Origin of the sequence: Streptomyces adelaidensis, assembly GCF_016598475.1 — a bacterium.
GTDB lineage: Bacteria > Actinomycetota > Actinomycetes > Streptomycetales > Streptomycetaceae > Streptomyces > Streptomyces adelaidensis.
Genome location: NZ_JAEMUX010000031.1, coordinates 43,823 through 55,766, shown reverse-complemented (window position 1 = coordinate 55,766; position 11,944 = coordinate 43,823). Strand labels below are relative to the sequence as shown.

At 68.8% G+C, this 11,944-nt stretch carries 13 protein-coding genes, 2 pseudogenes and 1 riboswitch; of the genes and pseudogenes, 6 read left to right on the top strand and 9 right to left on the bottom strand.

The window, feature by feature from the left end; translation table 11 throughout:
• Nucleotides 1-14: 14 nt before the first annotated feature.
• Nucleotides 15-254 (bottom strand): hypothetical protein, encoded by a 240-nt coding sequence (locus I8N67_RS19615; RefSeq protein ID WP_200304445.1) that lies wholly within the window; start codon nt 252-254, stop codon nt 15-17.
• A gap of 165 nt (nt 255-419) precedes the next feature.
• Between I8N67_RS19615 and I8N67_RS19610 the strand changes: the two genes are divergently transcribed.
• Together I8N67_RS19610 and I8N67_RS19605 are read left to right on the top strand one after the other, a co-directional pair.
• A complete protein-coding gene (locus I8N67_RS19610; RefSeq protein WP_200304444.1) occupies nt 420-1,187 on the top strand; it encodes a rhomboid family intramembrane serine protease in 768 nt (255 codons plus the stop codon).
• A complete protein-coding gene (locus tag I8N67_RS19605; RefSeq protein WP_200304443.1) occupies nt 1,184-1,465 on the top strand; it encodes an Lrp/AsnC family transcriptional regulator in 282 nt (93 codons plus the stop codon). Before I8N67_RS19610 ends, I8N67_RS19605 begins: the two co-directional genes overlap by 4 nt.
• Before the next feature lie 83 nt (nt 1,466-1,548).
• On the opposite strand, the gene I8N67_RS44235 is transcribed toward I8N67_RS19605, so the two are convergent.
• Nucleotides 1,549-1,719, bottom strand: coding sequence for a hypothetical protein (locus I8N67_RS44235; RefSeq protein WP_200304442.1), 171 nt, complete (start codon nt 1,717-1,719; stop codon nt 1,549-1,551).
• Between I8N67_RS44235 and I8N67_RS42720 the strand changes: the two genes are divergently transcribed.
• The 3 genes and pseudogenes from I8N67_RS42720 to I8N67_RS19590 all read left to right on the top strand — a co-directional run.
• Complete coding sequence (locus I8N67_RS42720) at nt 1,649-1,870, top strand: small secreted hydrophilic protein (RefSeq protein WP_307835289.1); 222 nt, start codon at nt 1,649-1,651, stop codon at nt 1,868-1,870. The two genes, I8N67_RS44235 and I8N67_RS42720, sit on opposite strands and share 71 nt — an antisense overlap.
• Nucleotides 1,800-2,351 (top strand): annotated as a pseudogene (locus tag I8N67_RS42715) (two-component sensor histidine kinase); the annotation flags it as partial. The gene I8N67_RS42720 and the pseudogene I8N67_RS42715, both read left to right, overlap by 71 nt.
• A gap of 4 nt (nt 2,352-2,355) precedes the next feature.
• A pseudogene (locus I8N67_RS19590) lies at nt 2,356-2,829 on the top strand (glycerate kinase); the annotation flags it as partial.
• Here the strand turns inward: I8N67_RS19590 and I8N67_RS19585 are convergent.
• The 6 genes from I8N67_RS19585 to ctaE form a co-directional block, all read right to left on the bottom strand.
• Entirely contained in the window at nt 2,790-4,151 is a 1,362-nt protein-coding gene (locus I8N67_RS19585) for an aminotransferase class V-fold PLP-dependent enzyme (protein WP_200304440.1), read from the bottom strand. The pseudogene I8N67_RS19590 and the gene I8N67_RS19585 sit on opposite strands and share 40 nt — an antisense overlap.
• Nucleotides 4,152-4,319: 168 nt before the next feature.
• A riboswitch (SAM riboswitch) is annotated at nt 4,320-4,436 on the bottom strand.
• Nucleotides 4,437-4,622: 186 nt separating this feature from the next.
• On the bottom strand, nt 4,623-5,687 hold the full coding sequence (gene trpD, locus I8N67_RS19580; RefSeq protein ID WP_200304439.1) for an anthranilate phosphoribosyltransferase: 1,065 nt from the start codon (nt 5,685-5,687) through the stop codon (nt 4,623-4,625).
• Between the two features lie 129 nt (nt 5,688-5,816).
• Nucleotides 5,817-7,460 carry a cytochrome bc1 complex cytochrome b subunit gene (gene qcrB / locus I8N67_RS19575; RefSeq protein ID WP_200304438.1) on the bottom strand — a complete coding sequence of 548 codons (1,644 nt, stop codon included), beginning with the start codon at nt 7,458-7,460 and terminating at the stop codon, nt 5,817-5,819.
• Nucleotides 7,457-8,530: a cytochrome bc1 complex Rieske iron-sulfur subunit gene (gene qcrA / locus I8N67_RS19570; protein WP_200304437.1), complete on the bottom strand. Its 1,074-nt coding sequence runs from the start codon at nt 8,528-8,530 to the stop codon at nt 7,457-7,459. Before qcrA ends, qcrB begins: the two co-directional genes overlap by 4 nt.
• Complete coding sequence (gene qcrC / locus I8N67_RS19565) at nt 8,527-9,336, bottom strand: cytochrome bc1 complex diheme cytochrome c subunit (RefSeq protein ID WP_200304436.1); 810 nt, start codon at nt 9,334-9,336, stop codon at nt 8,527-8,529. The genes qcrA and qcrC overlap by 4 nt, the downstream gene beginning before the upstream one ends.
• 97 nt (nt 9,337-9,433) lie before the next feature.
• The gene (gene ctaE, locus I8N67_RS19560; RefSeq protein WP_200304435.1) at nt 9,434-10,054 is read right to left on the bottom strand and encodes an aa3-type cytochrome oxidase subunit III; all 621 of its coding nucleotides are present in this window, start codon (nt 10,052-10,054) and stop codon (nt 9,434-9,436) included.
• 144 nt (nt 10,055-10,198) lie between these two features.
• Here ctaE and I8N67_RS19555 point away from each other — a divergent pair, with 144 nt between their 5' ends.
• Nucleotides 10,199-10,600 carry a response regulator gene (locus tag I8N67_RS19555; RefSeq protein WP_200304434.1) on the top strand — a complete coding sequence of 134 codons (402 nt, stop codon included), beginning with the start codon at nt 10,199-10,201 and terminating at the stop codon, nt 10,598-10,600.
• Between the two features lie 28 nt (nt 10,601-10,628).
• Here I8N67_RS19555 and I8N67_RS19550 read toward each other — a convergent pair whose 3' ends face one another.
• Nucleotides 10,629-11,888: a L,D-transpeptidase gene (locus I8N67_RS19550; RefSeq protein WP_200304433.1), complete on the bottom strand. Its 1,260-nt coding sequence runs from the start codon at nt 11,886-11,888 to the stop codon at nt 10,629-10,631.
• Between the last annotated feature and the right edge of the window lie 56 nt (nt 11,889-11,944).

Below are 11,944 nucleotides of genomic sequence, written 5' to 3'. Positions count from 1 at the left end.
GCGGGCCCGCTCCCTCAGGAGCCGGCGCCCGGCCTGTCCACGAGTTCCACCTGGTCCACGGCGTTGCACCAGCGGCAGCGCACCGACTCGATGGTCTCACTGACCACCTCGCGCTCCTCGACTTCGGGCTCCCCGGCGAGGTCGAGGTGAACGTACTCGACGACCTTCGACGAGCGGGTCACGTCGAACCGCGTGAGGTTGCCACAGAGGGCGCAGCGCCAGCGGGTCGTGTCCGTCGGCAGGGGAACCGTCATCGTGGCTGCTCTTCCTTCTTCCAGTCTCCGTGATGCACCGGCCGCCCGGTGCGTGTGGCTCGTAACCCTACGGCCTGACCGGTACCCATCGCCTCCGACCGCGACGCGCGGGGCCTCCGGCGAGGCGGTCTGGGCGGTTCGGTCCGGTTACGTCATGCTCTGATCATGATCGGCAAGTGGAGCGTACGGGGTGTGAGGGCCGGCGACGGGGTACGGAACGAGTCGGTGCCGGCGCGGAACGAGGCAGGGCCGGTGACGTACGGGCTGATCATCGTCTGCTGTCTGATCTTCCTGATCGGTCCGGCGGCGGGGCTGAACCCCGTCCACGGCACCGGCGACGAGCTGCTCGCCGCGCAGCGGGCCTACTTCCGCCGCTGGGGCGTCGTACCCGTCGAACTCTTCGACGGCTCCCCCCGCGCCGCGCTCACCCCCCTCTCCGCGCTCTTCGTCCACGGCAGCTGGCTGCATCTCCTCGGCAACATGCTCTTCCTCTACGTCTTCGGGGCGATGGCCGAGGAGCGCATGGGCCACGTGGAGTTCGCCCTCTTCTATGTGGGCTGCGGCTATCTCGCACTGGTCGCGTACGCCGCCGCGCACGCCGGGTCCCCGCAGTCGCTCGTCGGCGCGTCCGGGGCGATCTCCGCCGTCCTCGGCGCGTTCCTCTTCCTGTTCCCCGGGGCGCGGGTGACGAGCCTCTTCCCGTTCCTCTTCTTCCTTCCGCTGCGCTTCCCGGCCTGGGTGACCCTGCCGTTCTGGGTGAGCCTTCAGTGGCTGGCCGCCGGGCGGCAGACCTCGGGGCCGGGGGTCGCCTATCTGGCGCATCTGGTGGGGTTCGGACTGGGGTTCGTCTACGCGTGGGTGCGTTATGGGCGTAGGGCTAGAGTGACAGCGCATGCCTCAGCGCCGGCCCCCGAGGGAGAACACCAACCGTGATCACCGCGATCGTGCTCATCAAGACCAGCGTGGACCGGATTCCGGAGATCGCGGAGTCGATCGCCGCCATCGAGTCCGTGACCGAGGTGTTCTCCGTGACCGGTACGTACGATCTGGTCGCCATGGTGCGGGTGAAGGCCCATGAGGACCTCGCCGATGTGATCCCCGGCCGTATCAGCAAGATTCCCGGGGTCCTGGGTACGGACACGCATGTCGCGTTCCGCGCCTACTCCCAGCACGACCTGGAAGCCGCGTTCGCCATCGGGCTGGACGGCTGAGGGTTCCGTTCGGCACGCCCCGAAGACGAAGAAGTCGAAGAAGATGAAGAAGTCCTCATCCTGCGCTCATCCTCGCCGACCGGTCACCCTCGCAGGATCGTGCCCATGGTCTTCTCTCGCCGGATCGCGGCCCTGGCCGCCGTCGTGGCGATTCCGCTGGGGATCGCCGCCACCAGTTTCGCCCTGACCGACAGCCCCCAGGCGCCGAAGGTGCCGCCCAGGGTGGAGTTGGAGAGTGGGTCGCCGGGCCCCACGCCCTCACGGGCGAAACCCACACCGAGTGACGAGGTCGTGTCGCGGCCTCCGGTGACCGACAGCCCGGCGAGTGATGACGATGACGACAACCCCGGGCAGGACGGACAGGACGCCGAAGGCGACGACGACGGAGCCGGTGACGACGGCTGAGGCGCCGGCCCGGCGGGTCTCGGCCCGGGTCAGGATTCTGCTGTGGCTGCTGCTGGTGATGGCGGTGGCGGTGGCGCTGGCCTCGGTGGCGACGACGACACGTTCGATCCTGTTGCGGGACGTGGACCAGCGGATCAACGAGCTGCTCGTGCAGGAGGCCGGGGAGCTCACCAACCTCCAGGCCCAGGGGGTCGACCCGGAGACCGGGCGGCCGTTCACCGAACCGTCGCGGCTGCTGCGGGTCTTCCTGCAACGGCAGAACGCCGACCTCGACGAGGAACTGATCGGGCTCGTGGGCCGGACCGGCGGCGCCCCCACGCAGATCATCCAGCAGCGGGACATCCCCGTCCCGCTGCCCCTGCACAAGGACACCGCCGACCGGCAGCGGATCTTCGACTCGCCCGACTCCACGGGGACGCTGGAGCGGGCGGCCGGGGAGATCCACTGGGCGAAGGTGGAGGTGGCCCGGTACGGGGACGACGCGGACCGGCGCCTCCGGCGGCCTCGGTGCGGGCCTGGCCGCCCTGGGCGCCCGCCTCCTCCCCCGCTTCGAGGTACTCCTCAGCCACCTGGACCTCGACGCCCGGCTCGCCCGCGCCGACCTGGTCATCACGGCCGAGGGCGCCCTCGACCACCAGACCCCCCGCGGCAAGATCCCCGCCGAGGTGGCCCGCCGCGCCAAGCTGCACGGCCGCCCGGTCCTCGCCCTCGCGGGCACCCTGGGCGAGGGCGCGCACGAGGTACCGGGTGTGGACGCCTGCACCGGCATCCTGCCCGCCCCGATGGCCCTCGCCGAGGCCATGTTCCGCGCGAGCGAACTCCTCACGGACGCCACCGAACGGGCCCTGCGGATGATGGTGCTGGGGGCGCGGGTGAACAGCTCAGGGGCTCGGGCGGCGACGGACGGGACAGCGCCGGATCAGACGGCGGGGACGCAACGGCCGTCCTCCGTGCGGTAGTTCCACTTGGCGCCGTCCCGCACGAGTTCCTTCACCGCGCCCACGAACCGCTCCACGTGCTCGTCGGGCGTACCGGCCCCGAAGCTCACCCGGATCGCGTTGAGGGACCGCTCACCGGGCGCGGCCTCGGGGGCGCCGCACTCGCCCTGGGACTGCGGGTCGCTGCCGAGGAGGCTGCGGACGAGCGGGTGGGCGCAGAAGAGGCCGTCGCGTACGCCGATGCCGTACTCGGCGGAGAGGGCGGCGGCGAAGTGGGAGCTGTTCCAGCCCTCGACGACGAAGGAGATGACGCCGACGCGCGGGGCGTCGTCCCCGAAGAGGGAGAGGACCCGGACCTCGGGCACCTCGGCGAGCCCGGCGCGGACGCGGTCGATCAGGTACCGCTCACGCGCGACCAGCGTCTCGAACCCGGCCTCGGTGAGGGCTTTGCAGGCGGAGGCGATGGAGTAGGCGCCGATGACGTTGGGCGAGCCGGCCTCGTGGCGGGCGGCACTCTCCTGCCACTCGACGTCCACACCCCCGTCCCCGCGCCGGGTCACCTTGCGGCTGGCGCCGCCGCCCGCGAGGTACGGGTCCGCTTCACGCAGCCAGTCGGCCCGCCCGGCGAGCACACCGGACCCGAACGGCGCGTACAACTTGTGCCCCGAGAACGCGATCCAGTCGACGTCCAACTCCTGCACGGAGACGGCGTGGTGGGGCGCGAGCTGGGCGGCGTCCAGCACGATCCGCGCGCCGCTCGCGTGCGCGGCGGCGGCCAGCTCGCGCACCGGCCAGATCTCCCCGGTGACGTTGGAGGCACCGGTGACACAGACCAGCGCCGGCCCCTGCGGGTCACGGGCCGCGAGGGCGCCCTCCAGCGCGGCGACGGCCTCCCGCGGCGTCCGGGGCGCGTCCAGGTACGTGACCCGCGCGTCCCGCCACGGCAGCAGCGAGGCGTGGTGCTCGGTCTCGAAGACGAAGACCTGGCAGTCGGCGGGCAGCGCGGCGGCGAGCAGGTTCAGGGAGTCGGTGGTCGACCGGGTGAACACCACCTGGTCGTCCTCCCGGCAGTCGAGGAACTCGGCGACCGTACGGCGGGCGTTCTCGAAGAGATCGGTGGACAGCTGCGACAGGTACCCGGCCCCCCGGTGCACGCTCCCGTAGTACGGGGCGTACGCCGCCACGTCGTCCCAGACCCGCTGGAGCGCGGGGGCGCTGGCCGCGTAGTCGAGCGCGGCGTACGTGACCTCACCGCCGGTCACGAGCGGGACGGTGACATCCCGGCCCAGAACGGGCAGCGGGGCACAAACGGAACGGTCAGCGGCAAGGGTGGAGACAGACATGGCGGGACTCCCGTGAAGGCAGGCGGAATTCACCGGTGAGCGGGCATGACACGGCTCGGCGACGGTGAGGGGAAAGGGGAAAAGCCGAAGCGGGGCTCTGCGGCCCTATCGCATTCGCTTGCTCACGGGAGGCTCCCTCGAACGACCAGGACCCCTGGGTTCACGAGGGGTCCGCGCTTGTCGCAGACCTCTCTGCCTACGACCTGGTCTTCACCCGGGGCACCCCGCCACGGACGGAGGGTTGCCGGACAGCCGGCCGGGGCCTTGTGGCTGTCACTCATGACCTGCCAGAAACGTACGCGTACCGATCACCGGCCCGCAACTCGTGTCCGCATTGCGGGACCCTGCGGCGCGTTGTCGGGTGGCGAAAAGCACGGGGCGCAGCCCCTGCTTTTCAGGGGCGCGGGGAACTGCGCGACCAGCCCCCACCGGACCCGCACCCGAAAACACACCCCCAGCCCGCCGCAGGCGTTACCTGTTACTGACCGCCACCCACCGCTCCAACACCCTCTTCGCCGACCCCGAGTCGATCGCCTCCGCGGCCCGCTCCATGCCGTCCCGTAGCTGCTCGGCCAACGACCCCGCGCCCGGCGACAACGCCACCAACGCCGCCGCCGAGTTCAACAGCACCGCATCCCGCACCGGCCCCGTCTCCCCTCCCAGCAACCGCCGCGCGACATCCGCGTTGTAGGACGCGTCAGCGCCTCGCAGCGCCTCCACCGGCACCAGGTCGAGTCCGACATCGCGGGGGTCGAAAGCCTCCTCGGTGACCTTGCCGTCCCGTACGATCCACACCCGCGAGGTCGCCGTGGTCGTCAGCTCGTCGAGGCCGTCGTCGCCCCGGAAGACGAGGGACGAGTGGCCGCGCTCGGCGAGGACGCCGGCCATGATGGGGGCCATCCGGGGGTCGGCGACGCCGACCGCCTGGGCTCTGACCTTCGCCGGGTTGGCCAGCGGCCCCAGCGCGTTGAAGACGGTGCGGATGCCCAACTGCCCGCGTGCTGCGGCCACATGACGCAGCGCCGGGTGGAACTTCACGGCGAAGCAGAAGGTGATCCCGGCCTCCTCGACGACCTCGGCCACCCGCTGCGGAGTCAGCTCCAGATTGACGCCGAGCTTCTCCAGCACATCGGACGCGCCGGACGCCGACGAAGCGGCCCGGTTGCCGTGCTTGACGACCTTCGCGCCCGTACCGGCGACGACGATCGACGACATCGTGGAGATGTTGACCGTCTTGGCGCCGTCGCCGCCCGTACCGACGATGTCGACCGTCCTGCCCGACACCTCGATCACATTGGCGTGCTCGTACAGCGCCTCGACCAGCCCGGTGATCTCCTCGACGGTCTCGCCCTTGGCCCGCAGCGCCACCACGAACCCGGCGATCTGCGCGTCCGTCGCCTCGCCGCGCATGATCTGGTCCATCGCCCAGAACGTGGCCCCGGCGTCCTGGTCGTGTCCGGACAGCAGCGCGTTCAGCACCGCGGGCCAGGAACGGCCCGCCGCGGTGTCGCCTCCAGCGGGGGTCACAGCGCTCATGAGTCGCTCCTGGTTGCCGTAGATCAGAACAGTGTGAACCCCACCCTATCCAGCCACGGGCACGGCGAAGGGCCCCCGTCCGAAGATCGGACGGGGGCCCTTCGACCGTGGTGTGGCGAAGCGAGGCGATCAGTGGTGGCCGTGGCCGCTCGTGATCTCCTTGTACTCCTCGACGGTGGGCTTGACGATCTGGCTGTCCCCGCCGTAGTAGCCCTTGCTCAGCTTGGCGCGGACCTTCTCGCGGCGCGTGACCTTGCGGGCGACACCGTTCTCGTCGACCGCGGCACCGATCTCGGCCGGCACGTACTGCTCGTGCGCCGTGAGCGTGTGCAGCTGCTCCTGGCTGAGCGGCTCGTGGACCTCGATGAACTCACCGTGCGGCAGACGCTTGATGATGCCGGTCTCGCGACCGTGCAGGATCTTGTCGTGGTCCCGGCGCTGCAGGCCGAGGCAGATCCGCTTGGTGACGATGAACGCGACGACCGGGCCCACGAAGAACGCGATCCGGACGAACCAGGTGATGGCGTTGATCGACAGATGGAAGTGGGTCGCCCAGAGGTCGTTTCCACCACCGATCAGCAGAACCATGTACCAGGTGATCCACGCGACGCCGAAGCCCGTACGGGTCGGGACGTTGCGCGGGCGGTCCAGGATGTGGTGCTCGCGCTTGTCGCCGGTGACCCACGACTCGATGAACGGGTAGACCGCGATCGCGACCAGGACCAGCGGGAAGACCATCAGCGGGATGAACACGCCCAGGACGAGCGTGTGACCCCAGAAGTCGATCTCCCAGCCCGGCATGACACGGATCAGACCCTCGGAGAAGCCCATGTACCAGTCGGGCTGGGCGCCGGTCGACACCTGGTCCGGACGGTAGGGGCCCATGCTCCAGATCGGGTTGATCGAGGCGATCGCCGAGATGACCGAGATGACCCCGAAGACCAGGAAGAAGAAGCCTCCGGCCTTGGCCGTGTACACGGGCAGCAGCGGCATGCCGACGACGTTGTTGTTCGTCTTTCCGGGGCCCGCGAACTGCGTGTGCTTGTGGTAGAAGACCAGGATCAGGTGCGCCACCACGAGGCCGAGCATGATGCCCGGCAGCAGCAGGACGTGGGCCGAGTAGAAGCGGGCCACGAAGTCGCCGCCCGGGAACTCGCCGCCGAAGAGGAAGAACGACAGGTACGTGCCGACGATCGGCACGGACAGGAGCGCGCCCTCCATGAAGCGGACACCGGTGCCGGAGAGCAGGTCGTCCGGGAGGGAGTAACCGGTGAAGCCGGTGAACATGCCCAGGACGAACAGCAGGAAGCCGAACAGCCAGTTGACCTCACGCGGCTTGCGGAACGCACCCGTGAAGAACACGCGCATCATGTGCACGAACATGCCGGCGAGGAAGATCAGCGCCGCCCAGTGGTGGATCTGCCGGATGAGCAGACCACCGCGGACCTCGAACGAGATGTGCATCGTCGAGTTGAACGCCTCGGACATCAGCTGGCCCTGCAGCGGGACGTACGGGCCGTGGTACTCCACCTCGTTCATCGAGGGGTGGAAGAACAACGTCAGGTACACACCCGTGAGGATGATGATGATGAAGCTGTACAGGCAGATCTCACCCAGCATGAACGACCAGTGGTCGGGGAAGATCTTGCGCATGTTGGACTTGGCCAGGGAGTAGATCCCCAGCCGACCGTCGGCCCAGTCGGCGACTCGCTCGCCGGCCGGTGCCTTCTCACGCGAACGCGAGTCGGTGGCGGTGTTGGTCGCAGTACTCATCCGCGCTCCCAGAAGGCAGGACCGACGGGCTCTTCGAAGTCGCTGACCGCTTCGAGGTAGCCGTCTTCACCGACAGTGATCCTCAGCTGCGGAAGAGCGTGACCCGCGGGGCCGAAGATGACCCGGGCGCCGTCGGCGAGGTCGAAGGTGGACTGGTGGCAGGGGCAGAGGACGTGGTGCGTCTGCTGCTCGTACAGGGAGATCGGGCAGCCCACGTGGGTGCAGATCTTCGAGAACGCCACGATGCCCTCGTGCGACCACTCCAGCTCGCGGGGGTCCTTGATGTCGTCCGGCTGGATCCGGACGATCATCAGGGCGTCCTTGGCGATGTTCTTCTGGAAGTCGTGGTCGTGCTCGTCCAGGCCCTCCGGCATGGCGAAGGTCAGCGACCCGACCGCGACGTCCGAGGGACGCAGCGGCTCGTTGGTGTTCATGTTGACGAGCTTCTTGCCCTTGGCCCAGGTGGTGTGCCGCAGCTTGGTGCCGGGCGCCGGACCGAGGCCGCCCAGCAGCATGACACCGGAGAGCGGGAACAGGGCCAGCGCACCGAACATCGTGTTGCGGATGAGCTTGCGACGGCCGAGCGCGGACTCCTTGGCGCCCTGCTTGAAGTCGGCCAGGACCTTGGCCTTGACCTCGGGCGGGGCCTCGATCGCGTGCCGCTCGTCGGCGATCTCCTCGTCCGACATCAGGGTGCGGGCCCAGTGGACCGCGCCCGCGCCGATGCTGAACAGGGCCAGACCGAGGGTGCAGCCCAGCGCGAAGTTCAGCGCGCTGATGTGCCCGATCGGAAAGACGTAGATCGCCTTGTCCACGGGGATCGCCAGATAGGCGGCGATGAACGCGATCGTGGAGAGCATGGACACCGTGAACAGCAGGGCGACCGTGCGCTCGGACCGCCTGGCGGCCCGCTCGTCGATGTCCTGGATCCGGTGCTCGTGGGGCGGGAGGCCGGGGTCCGCGAAGGGGTTCTTCTCGTCCGCGACCTTCACCGCGCCATGCTCTTGCTGATCCAGTCCCGCGGACTGCTCAGCAGGCAGGTTCTCTTCTGGAATCTCTTGGCTACTCATGACTTCTTGGCCTTTGCGGTCCGAGCGGCGACCCATACAGCGACGGCGATCAGCGCGCCGAGACCGAAGACCCAGCCGAACAGGCCCTCGCTGACCGGACCGAGTCCGCCGAGGCTGAGGCCACCGGGCTCCACGGTGTCATCGCCGTTGACCGCTTCGAGGTACGCGATGATGTCCTTCTTGTTCTCCTCCGACAGCGTGGTGTCGGGGAAGGACGGCATGTTCTGCGGGCCCGTCTGCATGGCCTCGTAGATGTGCTTCGGGTCGACACCCTCAAGAGACGGCGCGTACTTGCCCTCGGACAGCGCACCACCCTTGCCGGTGAAGTTGTGGCACTGAGCGCAGTTGGTGCGGAACAGCTCGCCACCCTCGGCGATGTCCGCGCCCTCGGGGTTGTACTCGTTCTCGGTCGGTACCTCCGGGCCGGCGCCCAGGGAGGAGATGTACGCCGCGAGCTGGTCGATCTCGGCCTGCGAGTAGATGGTCGGCTTGTCCGGGACCTGCGCGCCCGGCTGCTGGGCCGGCATACGGCCGGTGCCGACCTGGAAGTCGACGGCTGCCGCGCCCACGCCCACCAGGGAAGGCCCGTCGGTGGTGCCCTGACCGCCGGTGCCGTGGCAGCTGGCGCAGCCCACGGAGTAGAGCTTCTTGCCCTCCTCGATGGTGAGGGTCTGGGCGGTTTCATCGGCTACGGCCCGGTCCGCGGGCGCGAAGGCGGTGAACAGCACCCCCGTGGTCGCCAGCGCGATGAATAGGACGACGAGCGCCGCCAGCGGATGGCGTCGTCGTGCGGAGAGCTTTTTCACGGATTACCCCGGTGTCAGGATCTTCTGCGTCGGTGCTTCTGGAAGGGTCGTTCTCGGGTCACGGCGAGCGTTCGGTCCGCCCGGCCCGGCCGCCCGATTACTTGATCATGTAGATCGTGGCGAAGAGGCCGATCCAGACAACATCGACGAAGTGCCAGTAGTAGGACACGACGATGGCCGCGGTCGCCTGCTCGTGGGTGAACCTCTTGGCCGCGTAGGTGCGTCCGAGGACCAGCAGGAAGGCGATGAGGCCGCCCGTCACGTGCAGGCCGTGGAAGCCGGTGGTCAGGTAGAAGACCGAGCCGTACGGATCGGACGAGAGCGACAGGCCCTCGTGCTTGACCAGCTCGGTGTACTCGAAGACCTGACCGCCGATGAAGACCGCACCCATCACGAACGTGACGATGAACCACATCCGGAGCTTCTTCACGTCCCCGCGCTCGGCGGCGAAGACGCCGAGCTGGCAGGTGAGGGAGGAGAGCACCAGGATCGTGGTGTTGGTCGCCGAGAACGGGAAGTTCAGGGTGCTGGCCTTCTCGTGCCAGAACTCCGGACCGGTCACCGATCGCAGGGTGAAGTACATCGCGAAGAGGGCCGCGAAGAACATCAGCTCGGAACTCAACCAGATGATGGTTCCGACGCTGGTGAGGTTCGGCCGGTTGACCGACGGGTGCGCGTGCCCGGTTTCTACTGTCGTTGCTGTCGCCACGACCGACATTATGTCGGTCGCTTATCCCGCCCTCACTCCGGGGGGTGCCGTTCGGAGTGTTGCTCCCTTCCGTACCGCTGTTGACGTGGTGTTCAAGGGAGTAGCATCCGCGCATCGGGCCTGTCCTTACGACGCTGACGTCACGGAGGAACAATGCAGCCGACCGCCACGGTGCTGGTCTACAGCGACGATTCCAACACCCGCGAGCAGGTGCGGTTGGCCGCGGGCCGACGACCGGCTCCTGATGTACCGCAGGTCGAGTTCTTGGAGTGCGCCACGCCCGCCGCTGTCATCAAGGAGCTGGACAGGGGCGGGATCGATGTCTGTGTGCTGGACGGTGAGGCCGCACCCATGGGGGGCATGGGGGTCTGCCGGCAGATCAAGGACGAGATCTTCGAGTGTCCGCCGGTGCTGGTGCTGATCGGGCGGCCGCAGGACGCGTGGCTGGCGACCTGGAGTCGGGCCGACGCGGCGGTGACGTTGCCGGTGGAGCCGGTGGAGTTCGCCTCGGCGTTGGCGTCCTTGCTCCGCAGGAAGCAGGCGTTGAACGCCTAAGCGCCCCAGCCCTTCGGTGCGCGCCCCCTCAGGCCGACTCCGGTCTCAGGCGGGCCTGCTGCTGCGGGCTCGGTGCTTCCTTCGTGCCGCCGGCCAGGGCGCTGCCTTCGCGCCATTTCTGCCAGTCGAGGTTCCAGTCACCGAAGCCGTTGCCGAAGGGGGCCATGGTGGCGCCGTGTGAGTTGACTACTTTGACGATGTCGCCTTCGCGTACGTTGTCGAAGAACCACTCGGCGTTGCCGGTGCTCATGCCGGTGCAGCCGTGGCTGACGTTGGCGTAGCCCTGGGAGCCGGTGGACCAGGGGGCGGCGTGGACGTATTCGCCGCTCCAGGTCACCCGGGTGGCGTAGTAGACGGGCAGGTCGTAGTCGTCGGCGCTGCCGCGGGCGATACCGATGCTGGTGCCGCGCATGCGTACGAAGTACTCCTTGCCCAGAACGACCTTGACTCCGTTGCGGGTGTCGAAACCGGGCTTGCCCGTGGTGATCGGGATCTCGTTGATGACCTTGTCGTTCTTGTAGACGGTCATCTGGTGGGTGGCGGCGTCGGTGACGGCGACGACCTTGTCGCCGGTGGTGAGTTTCACCGGCTTGGCCCTGCCGCCCCAGAGACGGTCGCCGATCTTGATGCCCTCCAGGTTGCTGCGGACCTGGAGGGTGGCGCCGGTGGGCCAGTACTCCTTGGGCCGGTAGTGGAGCTCCTTGTCGTCCACCCAGTGCCAGGCGCCTTCCACGGAGGGCGTGGAGTCGACCTTCAGGGCGCGTTCGACGACGGCGCGGGCGGCCTTGTCCTTGACCGGAACGTTCAGGGTGGCGGTGACGGGCTGGCCGACGCCGTACGTGCCCGTCTTGGGGCCGAAGGTGACGTTCAGGCGCTTCTTGGTGAGGGGGCGGCCGGTGTCGAAGACGAGGCCCTCGCGGCCGGGGGCACCGTCCTCGTCCTCGGTGCTCACCCGGACCGTGTAGCGGGCGTTGGCGGCGAGCGGTGAGGTCGAGTGCCAGCGAGTGCCGTCGGCGGAGAGTTCGCCCGCCACGTACCGTCCTGCGGCGTCCACGGCGGTGACGTCGGTGATGCGTCCGTCGTCGTCGGCGGTGACTTCCAGCGGCTTGTCCGGATCGGCCTTCGCGCTGTCGCCGGAGGCGGTGTTGAAGGAGATCTGGTCGGCCGCGTCGTACGGCTCGGCCGAGAGCGGGTGGCCGCCGGAACCGCAGGCTATGGCGCCCGTTCCCAGGGAGGCGACAAGCAGGATGCAGCTGACGAGCGTGCGGTGTCGGGGTGAGGTGCTCATGAGTTCAACGTAGGAACCGTAGTCAAGCGTGGCGCGCCGGGTGATCCGAGTGAGGT